13 protein-coding genes are annotated in these 17,586 nt (G+C 59.8%); 9 read left to right on the top strand and 4 right to left on the bottom strand.

Features of this window, described 5'->3' with window-relative positions:
• Nucleotides 1-107: 107 nt before the first annotated feature.
• The 5 genes from ACWUI2_RS02530 (at nucleotide 108) to ACWUI2_RS02510 (ending at nucleotide 9,203) form a co-directional block, all read left to right on the top strand.
• On the top strand, nucleotides 108-860 hold the full coding sequence (locus ACWUI2_RS02530) for a type II secretion system protein (RefSeq protein ID WP_486981293.1): 753 nt from the start codon (nucleotides 108-110) through the stop codon (nucleotides 858-860).
• Between the two features lie 149 nt (nucleotides 861-1,009).
• Nucleotides 1,010-2,458, top strand: a complete 1,449-nt coding sequence (locus tag ACWUI2_RS02525) for a hypothetical protein (protein WP_486981292.1) — start codon at nucleotides 1,010-1,012, stop codon at nucleotides 2,456-2,458.
• Nucleotides 2,459-2,539: 81 nt separating this feature from the next.
• Nucleotides 2,540-5,011 carry a DUF4838 domain-containing protein gene (locus ACWUI2_RS02520; RefSeq protein ID WP_486981291.1) on the top strand — a complete coding sequence of 824 codons (2,472 nt, stop codon included), beginning with the start codon at nucleotides 2,540-2,542 and terminating at the stop codon, nucleotides 5,009-5,011.
• A 33-nt stretch (nucleotides 5,012-5,044) separates the two neighbouring features.
• Complete coding sequence (locus ACWUI2_RS02515; RefSeq protein WP_486981290.1) at nucleotides 5,045-7,987, top strand: M14 family zinc carboxypeptidase; 2,943 nt, start codon at nucleotides 5,045-5,047, stop codon at nucleotides 7,985-7,987.
• 58 nt (nucleotides 7,988-8,045) lie between these two features.
• On the top strand, nucleotides 8,046-9,203 hold the full coding sequence (locus ACWUI2_RS02510) for a hypothetical protein (protein WP_486981289.1): 1,158 nt from the start codon (nucleotides 8,046-8,048) through the stop codon (nucleotides 9,201-9,203).
• 108 nt (nucleotides 9,204-9,311) lie between these two features.
• On the opposite strand, the gene ACWUI2_RS02505 is transcribed toward ACWUI2_RS02510, so the two are convergent.
• Nucleotides 9,312-9,758, bottom strand: a complete 447-nt coding sequence (locus ACWUI2_RS02505; protein ID WP_486981288.1) for a nucleoside deaminase — start codon at nucleotides 9,756-9,758, stop codon at nucleotides 9,312-9,314.
• Between the two features lie 96 nt (nucleotides 9,759-9,854).
• Here ACWUI2_RS02505 and ACWUI2_RS02500 point away from each other — a divergent pair, with 96 nt between their 5' ends.
• Nucleotides 9,855-10,244 carry a DUF1841 family protein gene (locus tag ACWUI2_RS02500; protein ID WP_486981287.1) on the top strand — a complete coding sequence of 130 codons (390 nt, stop codon included), beginning with the start codon at nucleotides 9,855-9,857 and terminating at the stop codon, nucleotides 10,242-10,244.
• A 20-nt stretch (nucleotides 10,245-10,264) separates the two neighbouring features.
• Complete coding sequence (locus ACWUI2_RS02495) at nucleotides 10,265-11,377, top strand: AAA family ATPase (protein WP_486981286.1); 1,113 nt, start codon at nucleotides 10,265-10,267, stop codon at nucleotides 11,375-11,377.
• Here ACWUI2_RS02495 and ACWUI2_RS02490 read toward each other — a convergent pair.
• Complete coding sequence (locus ACWUI2_RS02490) at nucleotides 11,359-12,291, bottom strand: LysR family transcriptional regulator (RefSeq protein ID WP_486981285.1); 933 nt, start codon at nucleotides 12,289-12,291, stop codon at nucleotides 11,359-11,361. The genes ACWUI2_RS02495 and ACWUI2_RS02490 overlap by 19 nt on opposite strands.
• A gap of 62 nt (nucleotides 12,292-12,353) precedes the next feature.
• On the opposite strand from ACWUI2_RS02490, the gene ACWUI2_RS02485 reads away from it, so the two are divergent.
• Both ACWUI2_RS02485 and ACWUI2_RS02480 read left to right on the top strand, forming a co-directional pair.
• The gene (locus ACWUI2_RS02485) at nucleotides 12,354-13,835 is read left to right on the top strand and encodes a catalase (RefSeq protein WP_486985032.1); all 1,482 of its coding nucleotides are present in this window, start codon (nucleotides 12,354-12,356) and stop codon (nucleotides 13,833-13,835) included.
• Nucleotides 13,836-14,016: 181 nt separating this feature from the next.
• The gene (locus ACWUI2_RS02480) at nucleotides 14,017-14,544 is read left to right on the top strand and encodes an ankyrin repeat domain-containing protein (protein ID WP_486981284.1); all 528 of its coding nucleotides are present in this window, start codon (nucleotides 14,017-14,019) and stop codon (nucleotides 14,542-14,544) included.
• Between the two features lie 96 nt (nucleotides 14,545-14,640).
• On the opposite strand, the gene ACWUI2_RS02475 is transcribed toward ACWUI2_RS02480, so the two are convergent.
• Together ACWUI2_RS02475 and ACWUI2_RS02470 are read right to left on the bottom strand one after the other, a co-directional pair.
• Complete coding sequence (locus ACWUI2_RS02475) at nucleotides 14,641-15,603, bottom strand: DUF4159 domain-containing protein (RefSeq protein ID WP_486981283.1); 963 nt, start codon at nucleotides 15,601-15,603, stop codon at nucleotides 14,641-14,643.
• Nucleotides 15,604-15,707: 104 nt separating this feature from the next.
• The gene (locus tag ACWUI2_RS02470) at nucleotides 15,708-17,300 is read right to left on the bottom strand and encodes a HEAT repeat domain-containing protein (protein ID WP_486981282.1); all 1,593 of its coding nucleotides are present in this window, start codon (nucleotides 17,298-17,300) and stop codon (nucleotides 15,708-15,710) included.
• Between the last annotated feature and the right edge of the window lie 286 nt (nucleotides 17,301-17,586).

The raw sequence follows: 17,586 nt of genomic DNA, 5'->3' as shown, positions 1-17,586 counted from the left end.
CGCTTTCTGTTAGGTTAACATAAAAATGGAGTTGAGGAAGAGAGGTAATCTCCATTCACTGGTTTTAATCATCGGTTGTCGCCCGAACTCTAAACGGAGAAATCAAAATGAAACCATCCGCCCTCGAACAGTCTCCCCTCGTATCCGCACCGCACTCGAATCGTTTAAGCACCCGTGCTGGCGCGGGTTTCACCTTGATCGAACTACTGACCGTCATCGCGATCATCGGCATTCTGGCCGCCATTTTGATTCCGGTGGTTGGTTCGGTGCGAGAGAGTGCCAACGCCGCGAAATGCGCGACCAACCTGCGGGAGCTGTCGACCGCCTACCATCTCTACGCCGCTGACCATGGCGGACGGCCGATCGATTCGGAATTTTGGGAGGAGAGCGAGGAGGATGGGCTCTGGCCTTACTTGGACTTGACCTGGGTGAATGATCCGGCACCGGCCGGTCCCACTGTCATGACCTGTCCGTCGGCCGAGCGATCCAACCCGGCGATCCGCCGCTGGAACCGGAATTATTCGGTGAACCGCCACGCCGCCCGCAGTGCCGGAGGTTCGGACACCGCCTACTACAATGGTCAATATTTTCTAAAGCATGTCGATCAGGCGCAGGACCCGAGTCTGTTGATGATGTTTATCGACGGCGCGATGCGGACGACCCGCAGTGGCGATTTCATTCGCGCGGTCATCGCTGACACTCATTTGGGAAACGCGAATTGGGACTACCTGTTTCAGCATAACGACGGCGTCAACGCAGTCTTTCTTGATGGCCATGTGGAACGGATCACACGCGCCGAAATGGACGACCTGAATGGTCTGAGGAACGATCCGTTCTGGCAGCAGGCCTGGCAGCCGTGAGTCACCAGGCGCGGCTTACCGTTGTCGCGGAAAGACGGTCGGTAAGGGCCGAAGATCCACCTTGGCCGAGGTCGCTTGTCCGGGAGAATCCTTCCCGGCGGACCATCCGTGACGCCGAAACCTGAACCTCCACCCAAACAAACATGAACATGATGAATCGACACGCTCTCTCCTTGAAACCCTCCTTCTTGTCCCTGCCCGTGACGGGAAGCATCGGCGCCATTTTATGCGCATCCGTCTTGTCCGTCGGGGCGACCACCTCCACTTGGCTGGGGTCGGAGGATGGCGATCTCGCCAACGAGGCCAATTGGTCGGGCGGTTTGCCCGGGGAAACCGTCGGCGCGGTGTTTCCCGCGACCGGGGTCGAACATACCGATTTGTCCCGGGCCGGGAGTTTCGATGCCCGGTCTCTGACTTTCGAAGGAACGACCGAAGGGGAACCGCTCGACTACGCGATTACCTTGGCGGGCGAGAGCCGGATCCAATACATTCAGGAGGGGATCTTCGTGAACGAGGGGGCCGGCGCGGTCACCTTGTCTCCTGGTTCCCTCCTCACAATCATGGGTGGAAGGACCTCCGACATCATCAATCAATCGTCCCGACTGTTGACCATCGACGGACAGGTGAATCGGGAGGGGAGCGGCAATGTGACCGTGCGGCTGAATGGTCCGGGTGATGTGTTGTTCACCGGTGGATTCGCCGGTGTCGCCGTTAGCCAAAATATTCGGGAATTCCTGCTCGCGCCCGACCTGACCGGGGAAGTGACGATCGATTCGGGTTTAATCATCAGCCCCAATCTGATGACGAACGTCTATGGCGGCACGTTGGTGCTCGACGGAAACCTTCGGGCCTGGGGGAGTTATTTGACTGTCGGGGGGCAGGAGGCCGCTGCCGTCTTGACCGGCAACGGGACTCTCGGAGTGCAGGCGCCGGGGGCCAACCGGACCTTTATCCCGGAAATCCGGAACTTAGGAATCGTGAATCCCGGCCGGGTCGGAGAGACCGGGACCATGGAGTTCGTCAATTTTAATTTGAGATTCCGCAACGGCGCCGCCCTTCACCTCGACCTGGCGAATCCAAACAATCATGACAAATTGACCTTCGCGCAGGTGGACAGCGGAAGCGAAAACAAGGTCCCGGCCGTTATCCTGGATGACACCAGCCTGGGAGTGACCTTGGAGTTGAACTTTCTCAGCGACCGTTTGGCCGGAGGGGAATACGTCATTCTTTCGGGTTATGAAAGCATTACCGGGGAGTTCGTCGGCTGGGAAGACGGGGTCGAACGGACCCTGGACGGCTACGGTGAAGCCAACCTTTTCCGGATCGATTATGGTCCGAACCAAACGATCCTGACCGTGATTCCGGATCCGGATTCGTTGCCTCTGGTGTTGACCGGTTTCGACTACGACGCGACGACCGGTGCCTTTACCTTGACCGCCACCGGTGCTCCGAACCGAACTTATAATCTGGAAGTGTCGGATGATCTTGTGACTTGGACCTCGATCGCCGAACCGGTCGCCGACGCGAATGGGGAAATCGTTTATTCCGATACCCAAGCCGAAGGTGTCTCGCGCCGCTTCTACCGGATGGCGGAATAACCTCCGATCAGGCGAAAGACAACGACAGTGGAAATACGGAGAAGATGGAAGAGGCTGGGTGCCCTGGCACTCTGCCTGGGGATGCTTGTGGGTTGCGCGGAAGCGGGCGAAGCGGGGGGCGAAGTGACTCTGGTGGAAAACAGGATTGCTCGTGCCCTACTGGTTGTCCCCGATGAGCCGCATCCGGTGGCGGCCTATGCAGCGGAGGAGTTGGCGCGCCACATTGCAAAGGCGACCGGGGTGACCCTGGATATCGTCGGCGAAGCCGAAGCGAGGCGAGGTTGGGACGGAAGCCGGATTTTCGTCGGCCCGACTCGGGCGGCCTCCGCCCGTGGCATCGACGGATCGGCGCTGCCGCCGGACGCCTTCGCGTTGCGGACCCACGGTCGGGATTTGTATTTATCCGGTCATGACAGCTCCAAGCTGAACCTTGCCGGAGTTTCACGGGACGCGGGAGGACATCGCGGGACACTTTACGGCGCCTACGAACTGTTGGAACGTTACGTCGGAGTCCGTTGGTTGTGGCCGGGCGATCTGGGTACGGTGGTGCCATCGGCGGAATCGCTGGTGATCCGTGACGCCCTCGACGAAATTATCGAACCGGCGATCCAGTTCCGGCGCTACCGGGTCTGGCACATCGATCGTCACATGAATGCCTACGATCCCGATATCGAGCGATTGGCGTTTACCCCGGACGGCTTGAAGTCCTACGCCGACGATCTGTATGCCTATCTTGTCCGGCACCGGCTCGGATATACGAAGGAAAAGCCGAATGTAGGCCATTACTTTTCCGGCTGGTGGGAGCGTTATGGCGAGAAACACCCGGAGTGGTTCATGATGCGGGAAGACGGGGAGCGCGGGCCGGAACCGGGAGGATCGACCCGGCACGTGGCGATGTGCGTATCCAATCCCGACTTACATCGGTATCTCGTGGAAGAGGACTGGGATGGCGGGGACTTCATTCGCCTCGGAGAAGTCGACCGGAGGGTCTTTTGCCAATGCCCGGATTGCGAGGCGTGGGACGTGCCCGCCGATCAACCGGACTTCGCGCGTTATGAACCGTTGGTCTCCGACCGCTACGCCCGGTTTTGGAAGACCGTGCGGGATCTCGCGGCGAAGCGGAATCCGGACGTGATGGTGACCACGTTTCTTTATTGGAACTACTTGCCGGCGCCGGTCTCGGACTTCTCGTTGGAAAATGTTTACGGTGAGTTCGTGCCATGGGGCAACACCGCCATCACCTATTACCCGATGGAAGAAGAGGCGCACGAGTGGAACAAGGCGCAGTGGCTCGGTTGGAGCGAGCGGGGAGTCAAGATCGGCTACCGGCCGAATTATCTCTTGGGCGGATATGTGATGCCGCATCTGAGCACGTGGCAGGCGGGGGATATGTTCCAGTTCGCCGCGCGGCATAACATGGCGGGCTTTGATTACGACAGTCTTTGGGGACATTGGGCGGTGAGTGGGCCGATGTATTACATTCACATGCGGCTGGCGGTCGATCCGGAGCGTGACCTCGGCGAATTGCGGAACGAATATTTCTCGGCGTTCGGTCCGGCGGCAGGGTTGGTCGAGGAGTATTTTGATTATTGGGAGGAATACTCCCGCACCGAGGCGCCGCGCGGCGGAGTCGGATGGAATAATCCCACCACCGCCCACGAGCGGTATCCGGCCCAGGCCTTCGAACCGGCGGAGGCGCTCCTGCAACGGGCTTTGCGTCAGGCCCGCCGGGAGGCCGACTCCGTTTATGCGGAACGGGTTGCGTTCCTGATCGCCGGACTCCAGCACGCCCGCCTCTCGGCGGAGTTCATCGGAACGCTCGGGAGGCAGGGGGCGGTTCCGTCCGATCCCGAGAGGCTTGAAGCCGCGAGAAAAGCCTTGGCTGAGTTGATCCGTTTCCGGCGTCAGCACGAACACCTTTATATCGCCGATTATATCGCGGCTTCGACGGTGGAGAATCGCCGGATCGATTTCGATCGGTTGTTCGACGGAGATTGGTCCGCCGCTTCCGTCGCCTCTGCGGGGGCTCCCGGGGACTCCCCATGGGGCGAATGGTATTTCCGCAAGGATCCAGGCAACGCGGGAGAAGCTGAGCGTTGGTTTACCGCCACCACGGGAGGTCGCGAAAACGGTATCCGGGTTCGCATGACGGAGGGAGGGGGCTATCGGATCGACGATCCGGCATGGGCGCCGGTGAAGGTCCCCGCTCCGTTGGAGGAGACGGAGATTGGATCGCACGTAGGTTACGGTTGGTATGCCACGGTGTTTCCCATCCCGGAGAACTGGCGGGGCGAAACCGTTCTTCTTCAGTTCGAGGGGGTCGGCGACGAGGCTTGGGTTTATCTCAACGGAACCGAGGTGGGAGAGCGGACCATCGAATCGACGGGTGCCAAGGCGAACGAACTCCGGAACCGGTCGTTCACCGTCGAGGTTAACCCGAATAACGCGCGGTATGGCGCGGAAAACCTGTTGGTCGTTCGTATCCGAGCGGCTTCGGGCGAACGGTCCGGGATTTGGCGACCGGTCCATCTCGATTACGCGGACGATCTGTAAGCGGTGATCGGGTGAAATTGATAGGGTATCATTATGAAGAAAATTATCCCTGTGCTTACCTTCGTTCTCTTGTCGGCCGTTTGTTTGGCCGAATCGGAGGTGGCGCTGTCGAATCCGAATTTCGAGGAAGAAGTGAAGCGCGACGTCTGGGCGTGGCCGTATGGCAACGAAGACGTCGCCAGGGCTTATCGGACCGAAGAGGCCGCGCATTCCGGAATGTGGAGCTTCGTCATCGAAAACGACGAGTCGAAGTTCACCACCGTCCGGGGAGCGATGTTCCCGGTAAAGGAAGGCGATATTGTTGAATTCACCGGATGGATACGAGCCGGGTTGGAGGGTGCCTCCAACGGCGCGATGTTGCGGGTTCTCTTTCTCGACGGGGAAGGGAATCGGGTCGGCAATGTCCGCTCTCCGGCCGTCGAGGGGGACAGTGACTGGACCTTTCGCCGCCTTCTGGCACCCGCTCCGGCGGGCGCGACCGCATTTCGTCCCTTTTTCGACATTTACCGGGGAGAAGGTCGAGCGTATTTCGATACCTTGGACTTGAAGGTGCATACGGGACGCGTCGATTCCGCCGGGGACCTTGCGGTGGCGGTTTTCACGGATTTGGAGGAAGGTGCTCCGACTTTCGACAGCGTGAAGACCCTTTTGGGCGAACACTTGATTCTCGGAAATGCGGAAGAACCGACCGGGGCATTGCAGAAGAGTTCGGGGGCATTGGTGTTGTTCGAAGGATCCTCGGTTTCCGGTGATTTGGCCGGAGCATTGACGGAATTCGCGGCGCGGGGAAATCCGGTCTTCATGGATATACGGAATTTCGGTGAATGGGCGGGAGTCTCCGTGGAGAAGGTGGAAGCCGAAGGTGGCCACGTGGTCGAAAAGTGCCTGGAGGCCACCGCCGGTTTTCGAACGGGGGACCAGTTTCCGCGGCGGGATCGCGACGGGAATCTGTATGTAGTGGCGGACGGCGAGGCAGCGGATGCGAAAGGAATCGTGGCCTTGGCCCGGACGGATGGAGGCGTGAGTTTCGCGGCGAAACCGGTCGGAAATGGGAGGGTGTATGGGTTGGACATGTTCTCCGTCGCCGAGCCGAATGTGCGCAATTATTGGAACGCGGAATCGGCGATCAAGACCGACGGGTCATTTTACAAATACCTTTTCATGACCAACGTCCTGACGAATCCGGTACGCTATGGCGAATGGTATCCGGAAAAGGTCAGTTATGCGGAGATCATTGAAATGATGAAGAAGATCGCGGATACCTATCCCGAAATCACTTTGGAGGAGGAGGGGGTGGCTTCGGGCGACGGCTACGTCTTGTACAGTCTCAACGCGGGTGCCGCGGACGCTCCCTTGTATTTCTTTTATGGGGCCGCCCATGGGCATGAGTGGGAACCGGCTTACGGGTTGCTGACCTTCGCCCGCCGACTGGCGGAGGGCGATTATGCCGACGTGATTGATCTCGGCGAAGTCGCATTCAAGATCATCCCGGTATTGAATCCGTGGGGCTACGACAATTACCGACGGCAAAACGCCAACCACGTCGACCTCAACCGCCAGGGGGACCAAAGCTGGGAGGAGAGCGGGCAGGATATCGAAGGATACGACGAAACCCACTCCCGGTGGAAGGGATATCACGGACCCTTCTCGGAACCGGAAACGATCGTTTACAAACGAATCATCGACGAAAACGCCGACCGATTGTTCTTCGTGTTGGACTTCCATGGAAATCCCAATGCGACGTGGAATCCGTTGACCATTCTCCGGGAAGGGACTCGTCCGGAGAATTTCCTTAAGTCGATGCATTGGGTGGAGAATCTGAACAGCCGAATCGACGGCCGTTATCTCCTTCAGCAAACCACCGAGGAGACGCCCTCCAAATACTTGATGCGGCGCCCCTATGTCGATCAAACGGGTCGGCCCATGCTGACGGCCACATCCACTCGGGACCGCTACGGATTCGTGATCGAAATTACCGCAACCTTGCCGACGAGTATTGCATCGATCATGGTCACCGACCTCGTTGGGGAGATCATTCGGTCGATTTTTGAAGTCTATCCCGAGGCGTTGACCGCTGGAATCGAGGCAAATGCGGCGGACCAGGTGCGACTGCGGATCCGGAGCAGTTACCCGAATCAATCAATTCCGGTTGCCGCGACTTTGTGGATCAATGATCAGGAGGTCGGGAGCCAGCGGTCCGTGGTCGACGCGGAGGAAAAAGTTTTGGCCTTCAAGCTGGCCGACGCGCTCGATGGACGGAACCGGTTCCGCGCGGTGATCGAATCCGATTCGGAAGGAGATGGAGGGAAGAGGTTGGAGCGGCCGGTCGAGATCGTGGAAGAGATCGATTTCGGGGATTTGGTCGAAGTGGCTCGGGTCTCCCCTGAAAGGGGATCGTCCGACGGACGTTTCAGCTGGAACGGGACTTCGGCGCTGTCGTTGGATTCGGAAGAGGATGTTCATCCGGTTGCGGCGCGCAATCGGTGGCGAGGTCCCGAGGATCTCAGCGGTGAAGTCCGTCTCGGATGGGACGGGAAGGATTACATTTTTATCCGGGTGTCGGTTCGCGACCCGCAACATCATAACGATCAAGAAGGGGATGAGATCTGGGATGGCGACAGCCTCCAGTTGGCGTTCGCTCCACGACGTTCGGTCGCGACCAACGACGATTTTTTTGTCATCGGCTTTGCCCTGACCTCCGACGGGGTGCGAAGCCATCAATGGTACGGGCCCGAAACCGCTCTTCTCGATGAGGCTGGTTATGAAGTCGTCCGTGACGAAGCCGCGGGACGTACGATCTACGAGGTGCGGCTTCCCCTGGAGCGGTTGACCATCGAGCCGGGGGCGGTTTTTAATTTCAATGCGGTGGTCTTCCAGGGAGGTGAAGAGGGGCGCCACCAGTATTGGATGCAGCTCTCGCCTGGTTTGGCGGGAGGAAGGAATCCCGCCGCGTATCGCGGATTTATCCTCCGTTGAATCCCCGGAGCGGCAAACCGGCTTGTCGGGTCATTGTCATTCAGATGATAATAGCGGCATGAGCACTTCGATCATAACCCGGGAAGCGTATCAGCTTCCTGACGACATCGGGTCGGGCGCGCGGGTCACCCGCCTGACTTCCTTTCCTTGCGTCAACATGAACATTTACTGCGAAGTTCCCTACATGGACGCCGCCAGTAAATACCTCTTTTTTCTGCGCCAAATGGCACCCGGTCGGCCAAGCGAGCTTTGGCGGGCGAACTTGGAAAACAAACGCTTGGAGATGATCGACGAGCGACTCCCGAGCGTGGGCGGAGCGGCGATCTCACCCGATCAAACAACCTTTTATTATTACCGCGCGGATGACGAGGGTCTGACCCTGGTGCAGATGGACGCGGAGAGTCTCGAGCGAATCGAACGGAAACTTCCCGCCAAATTTCGACCCAAGGGCCTGGGGTCGGTCACCCCGGACCGGGCCGGATACATCATCAACACCGAGTCGGGGAATGGGTGGGCGATCGTCCGGGTCGAGTTGGCGACGGGCGAGATTGCGACCCTTTACAAAGGCACGAATATTTCCAACGCGCATGTGCAGGTGGATCCCCGCGACGGACGCCGCGTTCTGGTGCAGATCAATGAATTGCAGTCGAACGGCGACCCTGGCGTGTCGACACATCTGCGATCTAGCCGCATCGGACTCGGCTTATTGGACATTGCCTCCGGCCAATTGGAGGAACTCGCGATCGGTCCGCCTTTCACCGAAGTGAATTGCCAGGGGCATCAATGTTTCATCGGGATGACCGGGCGGGTGCTGGCGACCCTGTCGGAAATCGGCGGCGGGGCTTCGGAGGAGGAGATCCTGGTTCGGCGAAAGCGAAACATCGAGGAAGGCAATCTGGTGTCGATTGGCTCCGGGGAGAAATCGCACACCGTGGTGGCGCGGGGGCATCGGTTCGCTCATCCGAACGCCTCGCGGGACGGCCGCTTTTTCGTGGCCGACACCTCGGAAGGGAAACTGGTGGCCGGTTCGGTCGCGACGGGACGGCACCGGGTCCTGTGTGATTCCGGCACGAGTTTCGGTGGCGCCCAATATTGTCACGCCCACCCGTATTTCAGTCCCGATTGCCGGTGGGTGGTTTTCAATTCGAACGCCACCGGTGTCCCCCACCTTTATGTCGCCGAGGTCCCGGACGGCTTTCTAGCCGAACTGGAATAAAGGAGCGGCGCGCTTCAGTCGCGGGGAGGGACGTCGCGTGATCTAGGGGGCGTTCCCTGCGGCCGACGGTCTTCGGCTAAAGCACGAAGCTCCAGCTCACGGCGCGCTTCATTCGCCGATGTCCTCGTTCCAAAGTTCCGGCTCAGCGGCGATGAACTCTTGCATGAGCTCGACGCAATCCGGGTCGTCTAGGAGGGTGACTTCCACGCCGTGGGTGCGCAGGTATTCCTCGGCACCGACGAAGGTTTGGTTTTCTCCGACGACGACTTTGGGGATCCCATAAAGGAGGATCGCTCCGCTGCACATCGGACAAGGGGAGAGGGTCGTGTAAAGGGTGCAGCGCCGGTAAACCGAGGCCGGCAACCGTCCGGCGTTTTCGAGGCAATTCATTTCCCCGTGATGGATGACGCTTCCATCCTGTACCCGCCGGTTGTGGCCGCGTCCAATGACCTTCCCATCCAAAACGAGGACCGAGCCGATGGGGATTCCCCCTTCGGAACGACCCTTCCGCGCCTCTTCCAGGGCGGCCTGCATAAACGGATTCGATTCAGCCATGGCTCGTATGATTTCCGCCGGTACGGCCGCTGGCAAGAGGTAAGCACCCGTCAAAACCTTTTTGACCGCCGTCCGGTCCGTGGTAAGATGCCTTGAATGAATGCATACGATCCGGACAAACCCGTCGATCCCGAGGAATGGCTGAAGATTGAAGAAGAGGAGCGAATTCTTCTTGTGGAGGCATATCATAAGAAGGCCAAAATCGAGCTGCCGAATCCCGAGATTCACGCCGTTATGCACTGTGTCGTGGAAAACCAACTCGCGGTGGGAGACGGAACTACTGCCAAAGACGCTCTGGGACGTCTCCTCCGCGAAGGGCTCACCCGTCATGAGGCCATCCATGCCATAGCTACGGTCCTTTCCGGTCGCCTTTACGAACACCAGACCACCCGGACCGAGTGGGATAGCGCCGCCTACAACCGGGAACTCGACGAGCTCACCGCGCAGGCCTGGCTCAATTCCGGATCGCCGGACGAAACAGACTGACGCCAAGGGGGCTTACCCCAATGACCATCGAAGAGCTTCGCATCGCCGGTTACCGCTCCTTGCGCGACCTTCGTCTCGGCCTCGGGCGTGTCAACGTTTTGACGGGACCGAACGGCTGCGGGAAGAGCAATCTTTACAATGCGTTGTATTTGATTTCTCGAGCGGCCAACGGGGGACTCGGTCCAATGATCGCGGCGGAGGGAGGTATGGGGTCGGTTCTCTGGGCCGGTCCTCGGCGAAAGGCGAGCAAGAAGGAACCGGTCCGCATGACGATTTCCGCGATCACCGATACCTTCTCGTATGAGTTGCGTTGCGGCCTTCCCACGCCTCGGACGACGATGTTCGATCAAGATCCCGAGGTGAAAGAGGAGTATGTTTGGCACGGCCGGGAGCGTCGTCCGTCGACCACCTTTTTTCAACGCGACCGAACGGGCTGTTGGGTTCGGGATCGGGAAGGCCGACGGGTTCCTTACTCGGGCGAACTCGATGCTAATGAGTCGGTGCTCTCGCAAATTCGGGAACCGCACCTTTATCCCGAACTTTCGCTTCTCCGCGCGGAAATCGCTCGATGGCGCTTCTACCATCACTTTCGGAGTGATCCGGAGTCGCCGCTTCGTCAACCGCAAGCGGGAGTTTGGACACCTGTCCTCAATCATGACGGAGCCGACCTTGCCGCGACCATCCAGACCATTCTCGAAAGTGAAAAGGGGACCGATCTCCGGGCGACGGTCGCCGAGGCGTTTGGAGCCCGCATTGAAGTGGCGACCGACGGCACGCGATTTCGTCTCCTGTTGCACATGCCGGGCCTGCACCGTCCATTGCAAGCCCCGGAGTTTTCGGATGGCACGCTTCGCTACCTTTGTCTTGCTGCGGCCCTCCTCAGTCCGCGCCCGGCGAGTCTCTTGGCGTTGAACGAACCCGAGACCAGTCTTCACCCGGATCTCCTGGCGCCATTGGGACGTCTCATTGCCGACGCCGCGCGGGATTCCCAGCTTTGGGTCACCACCCATTCACCGATCCTCGCGGACACCATCGGAGAGCTTTCCGGCAAAAGGCCTATCCGGCTCGAACTCGTCGAAGGAGCCACCCGCGTCGTCGGCCAAGGCCTCGTCTTTCAATCCGGCGACGATTGAATCCGCAACGCTCGATTCGTTGGGAATTGGGCGGATCGGCCCGTGCCTTCCACCTCGTCGATGAAAGCTTGCATCACGCGGGTGGGAACGAGTTTCGTCCGCCAGACGAGGGCGATTTTGCGGAAGACCGGCTTCGGCTGGATGGAGCGGTGGGTGACTTTGTATCCGTTCAAATAGGGAAGGGCCATGGCCGGGGTGAAGGAGATCCCGAGTCCCATCTCCACCAACGCCTGCACCGTATCGAGTTGGGAACTACGGATCGTCAGTTTGGGATCCGCCCCGGCTTGTTTGCAGACCTGCAGGGCCTGGCTGCTCAGGCAGTGCGCCTCCTTCATCAGAACCATCGGGTAGGTGGCGGCCGTGCCAAGGTGGACCCGCTTTTCATCCGCCAAGGGATGCCCCGTTGGCAGGGTCACGAGCAGTTCGTCGTCCTCCAGTTCCAACACCGCCAGCCCTTCCTCGTTCAAAGGTGGACTCACCAGCGCGAGGTCGAGTTCGCCTCCTCGCAATTGCGCCAGGAGATTTTGGGTGACGTCTTCGGAGACGGATAGGCGGACGCCGGTATGTCTCTTGACGAAGCCACCCACCATGCGGGGCAGCAGATAGGGGGCGATGGTCGGAATCGCGCCGATTCTCAGGTCCCCCTGCAGGATTCCCCCGAGCGACCGCGCCTCCTCCTCCAGCGCCCGGATCTCGCCTACGATCCGGAGCGCGCGCGGATAAAACGACTCGCCGAATGGAGTCAACTCGGCCCGCTTCCGGTTGCGCCGGAACAACGGCTGGCCGAGTTCCTTTTCCAGCTTTCCGATTTGATGACTCAGCGTCGGTTGGGTGACGAAACATTTTTCGGCCGCCCGGGTGAACCGGCCGGTATTGGCCACTTCCAGAAAGTATCGGAGCTGATGAATTTCCATAGCTTGTGTCTATGGACAATAGAGTTAACAAGTATTTCTGGAAATACAACAACCTTGTTATCATGGCCTCCGATATGAGCCAGAAACGACCCATCCTGACCACGACCGCCGGCAATCCGGTGGCCGACAACCAAAATTCGCTGACCGCCGGCAACCGCGGCCCGCTTCTCCTCCAGGACTACCAACTGATTGAAAAGCTGGCGCACCAGAACCGGGAGCGCATTCCCGAGCGGGTCGTCCACGCCAAGGGTTCTGGTGCCTATGGGACGCTGACGATCACCAACGACATCACGAAATACAGCCGGGCCGGCGTTTTTTCCGAAGTCGGGAAGAAGACCGATCTGTTTCTCCGTTTCTCTACGGTGGCCGGCGAGCGCGGCGCGGCCGACGCCGAGCGTGACGTCCGCGGGTTCGCGATCAAGTTCTACACCGATGAAGGCAACTGGGACCTCGTCGGCAACAACACGCCGGTTTTCTTCGTCCGCGATCCGCTGAAGTTTCCGGACTTCATTCACACCCAGAAACGCCACCCTCGCACCAATATGCGCAGTCCGACGGCGATGTGGGATTTTTGGTCGCTCAGTCCGGAGAGTCTCCACCAGGTGACCATCCTGTTTTCCGACCGCGGTCTCCCGAAGAGCTACCGCCACGTCAATGGTTACGGCAGCCACACCTACAGTTTCCTGAACGCGGAGAACCAACGTTTCTGGGTGAAGTTTCACTTCAAGACGATGCAAGGGATCGAGTGCCTGGGCAATGAAGAGGCGGCCCGGATCATCGCCGACGACCGCGAAAGCACCCAGCGCGATCTCTACGAGTCGATCGAGAACGGAGATTTCCCGAAGTGGCGGATGATGGTCCAGGTGATGCCGGAGGAGGAGGCGGAAAACTACCGCATCAATCCATTCGATTTGACCAAGGTCTGGCCGCATGGCGATTATCCGCTGATCGAAGTCGGCATTCTGGAACTCAATCGCAACCCGGAAAACTATTTCGCCGAGGTCGAGCAATCCTCGTTCAGTCCCTCCAACATCGTCCCGGGCATCGGATTTTCGCCGGACAAGATGCTTCAGGCGCGGATCTTCTCCTACGCCGACGCCCACCGTTATCGGGTCGGCACCCACTATGAGATGCTCCCGGTCAACCAACCGAAATCGCCGGTCAACCATTATCACATGGACGGTCCGATGCGTTTCGATAGCCCGAAGGGAACCGACGCCTATTACGAGCCGAACAGCTTCAACGGTCCGGCGCAGGAGGAACGTTTCAACGAGCCCCCGCTGAAGATCTCCGGTGACGCCGATCGTTACGACCACCGCGAAGGCAACGACGACTACACTCAGGCCGGGAATCTTTTCCGTTTGTTGCCGCAGGATGAGAAGGAGCGTCTCTTCAAAAATATCGCCGGGGCGATGCAAGGCGTACCCGAAACAATCATACGCCGTCAGCTCGAACACTTCACGAAAGCCGATCCCGCCTATGGCGCGGGCGTGGCGCGGGCCCTCGGGTTGGACCCGGCCGAACCGCCGGTCGCCGTTGTGTAGGGAATGGGAGAGGGAACACACCCCACCGCTCTGGCGAGCGGTCCCCCCCTCTCAAGAGGGGAACAGCTTACAGGACGTTCCCCTCTTGAGGGGGGGACCATGCGCAAGCATGGTGGGGTGTGTTTCATTCTTCTCGCAATTCTCCGCCGCACCAAATCCAACCCAACAACGCAAAATCATCATGGACCACTCCGTCACTTTGGAAGAAGAGAATCGTTACGCCGAACTGCAACAGCTTGCTCTCGACTTCGCCCGCCAGGGCGAGACGGCCGAACTCGCGCCGATGATCGACGCAGGGTTGCCGATCAACTTGGCCGATCACAAGGGGAACACCCTGCTGATGCTGGCGGCCTACAACGGACAGCTCGAAACGTCCCGGATGTTGGTGGACAAAGGAGCGGAGGTCGACCGGCGAAACGATCGGGGACAGACCCCCCTCGGCGGTGTCGCGTTCAAGGGTCACACCGCGATCGCCCGGCTTCTCCTCGAAGCCGGCGCCGACCGGAACGCCGACAACGGCGGCGGGGCGACGCCGCTGTTGTTTGCGACGATGTTCGGACGAACCGAGATCGCCTCCCTGCTGCGCGCGCACGGCGGAACGATCGGCCGCAGGAAGATTCTGGGATGGTTGGCCCCGGCGCTCTCGATTCCGTTGCGGGCCCTGAGGACCATTCCATACCGGTTTCGCCCGATGAAAAGACCCAACTAAAGGCCACTGGGAGGGATGGCATCCTGCCGTCCGCCGTCGGAGTCAGAAGAGGTCGGCTGGAAGCCAACCCTCCGATTTGGATAGTGGTGTCGGGGATCAATGGGTCAGGGCGTGGACGAAGATGTTGACGCCGAGTTGGGTGTAGAACTCGTGGGCGAAGTCGCTGATTTCGCGGCTGTGGTAATAACGGAAGATGCGCCAGGTGCCGTCGGGCTCTTCGACCCAGCTCGGACGGGCCGGTTCCTGGGAGTAAATGATGTCGGTGCGGCCGTCTTCGCGGACGGCCTGGAAGCGTTCGCCCCGGTAGGCGGCGTCGCGGAGTTGGTCTTCCAACCCTTCGCCGCTTTCGCGCACCCGAAAGGCGATCGGGTTCGACCAGGCTCCGAGGTGGTTGCGTCCCCATCCCATGGATACGATCGGCGAGGCCAGGACCGCGATCCGGCCTTCGATTTTCAATTGAAGGAACGAATACGTCCCTTGCGGCCATTTTTCGTTCACCACGTAATCGACCAGGCTTTCCGGCAGATCCTCGGGGGAAGGCAAGCCGCTGTAAAACGCGCGGAAGAGTCCGTGGGAGCGGGGGACGCGCTCGAAGGAGCGGTCAGGGTAAAGGGAGCGGAAGAGTTCCTGCAGGGTCGGATGGATTTCCCAGTCGGCGAAGCTGTGGCGTTGGCCGTGTTGGGCGTCCCCTCGGAGAAATTCGGAGGTGATCCCGGCGTCGATATAGAGGAAGCCGCCCCGGTCGAGGAAGTTCTTCAGGTTCTCCCGGGCGCGGCCGGATAGGTTCCAGTTCTGGATGTCACCGAAATTCACATACATCAGCGGATGCAGGAAAATCCGCTCGTCTTCGAACGAGTCGATGAAGAGCGGATCGGGGTGGAGCCGGATGCTGGTGGTCTCGTTGATGTGCTCGATCAACGTCGGCAGGGCCGTCGGATTGTTCCGTTGCAGCGGATTTCCCTGGACGAGCTGGACGATCCGCGGCTCGCCGGCGGCATGCAGGGCGGCGTGGGCCAGGAGGGCGATCAGGAGGAGGGTGATGAAGCGGAAGGCGATCATGACGGAATGGTTAACCACTAATAAACACTAATAGACACTAATTTCTAATCCGGAGTGGGTTCTCTGACTATTTCAATTCGTGTTCATTCGTGTCCATTCGTGGTTTAATGCTGTTGAAGGTGATTTTCGATTTGCGCGCGGAGGGGGGAGCCGGGGTTGGCGTCGCGGTAGGCGCGGAGTTCTTCAAGGGAGCGGGGGGTGGGAGTGCGCATCAGCCAATCGAGGGCGACTCGTTGGGTGACGGGATCTTCGGTGTTGAGGGTGATGCCCATGATTTCCTCCCAACCGTCGATGCGGCGCATGGCGATCTGTTGCAGGGCGGCGACCCGGACTTCGCGGACCTCGTCGAGAAGGAGGTCGAGGAGAAGTTCCTCGGCTTGGGCGGCGGGCAAGCGGGAGGCGAGCGCGGCAGTGCCTTGGCGGACGTCGGCGTGACGGCTGGAAACCATCTTCGCCAGGAGATCGTCGGAGATCTGGCGTTGATGTTGGGAAAAGGTCCGCATCGCCTGCTGGCGGACGCCTTGCACCGGATCTTGCAGGAGGGCGGTCAATTGCTCGGTCTCGACCTCCTGTCCCCAGCGGCTGAGGAAGATCTGCACGGCTTGCTGGCGGAGGGCGGGATCGTTTTCCTTCATCCATTCCCGGAGGAACGGTTTGCCGTCGTCGCCGAGAGTTTGGGCGGCGAAGATCAAGCGTTGTCCGGCGTTGGTCCTTCCGCCGGAGGAGCGGTAGAGGCGGAGCATCCGCTCGTAGAGGCTGGCCGATGGATTTTGATTGAAAATGGCCAGCATCGCTTCGATCGCCACCGGCGGGTGAGAGTCTTCGGCGAGTTTCTCCAAAGTTTGCAGCACGGCGGGAGTGCGGCGGGTTTGCAGGGCGCGGGCGAGTTCGAGGCGGAAAATGTCGCTCTCGTGTTCCGCCATTGCCGATGCTTCGCGGGAAAGGGTGTCGGGTTGGAGCAGATTCAAGCCCCAGCGCAAGGCGTGGACCGCGACTTCCTGGTCCGGATCGTGTAGAAGGGCGACCACGGTTTCTTCGGGAAGGTCGATCTGGAGGAAGGGGAAATTGGTCACCATGTTGCGCCGGACGGAGACGTCTTCGTCCCGGAACGCCTGCTGGAGGATCCGGGTGCTCGCCTGGGAAAACCGCCGTTCCATGCGCCCTCCGGCCTGGACCGTGAACGGAACGGTGTGGGCGAGCATTCGGATCGAGTTGGAGGCGATCCGGCGAATGGATACATCGGGGTCGCCGACCAAACGAATCATCGGTTCGGCGAACGCCGGATTGACCTGTCCCGGTTCTTCGAGCAACGAGACCAAGGCGGCCTGGCGGACGCTCGCGGCGGGATCTTCGAGGGCTTTGCCGACGACCCGGCGGGCCGGTTCGACCGGATATTTGCCGAGCAGCATCACGGCGGAGCGCCGGACCTCGGGATTCTCCGATTGGAATTGTTCGACGGCCCGCTCGACGGTTTCGCGCCAATACGGATCCTCCGGCATGGGCGGTTCTTCCTCCATCTGGGCGGGAGGAATCGGTTCGCCCGGAAGTCCGCCAGGAGTGACCCCTGGTGGGGGAGTGATTTCGATCCGGGGGAATTCGTTGGCCCTCTCGTCGGCGGTCAGCGCGAGCGGGACTCCGGCCAAGAGGGTGGTTCCGATGAAGAGATGGATGTGGAAATGGATGCGGCTTTTGAACATGGGATTTTTAACCACTAATGAACACTAATAAACACTAATGGGGAATTGTTGGAGACGTTGTGGAAGCCGACCGGAAGCACCAGAGGAGTCGTAGCCAGATAGGTTGTTTGAAGCCTTTGCGGGATCCGGGCGGATACCGTGGGTGGATTGTAGCCCCGAAGGGGTGTCATTCTACAGCCCAGGGCAACGCCCTGGGTTGATCGTCCAGCTGAAACGCCAGCCCTGAAAGGGCGACATTTTGGTTGTATCCTCATGGTGGTGCCCGTTGAGCCCTGAAACTGTGGAT

The sequence above is a fragment of the Verruconatronum alginivorum genome (assembly GCF_056590205.1).
The sequence above is the reverse complement of the archived record's forward strand: the minus strand, read 5'-3'. Positions and strand labels throughout refer to the sequence as shown.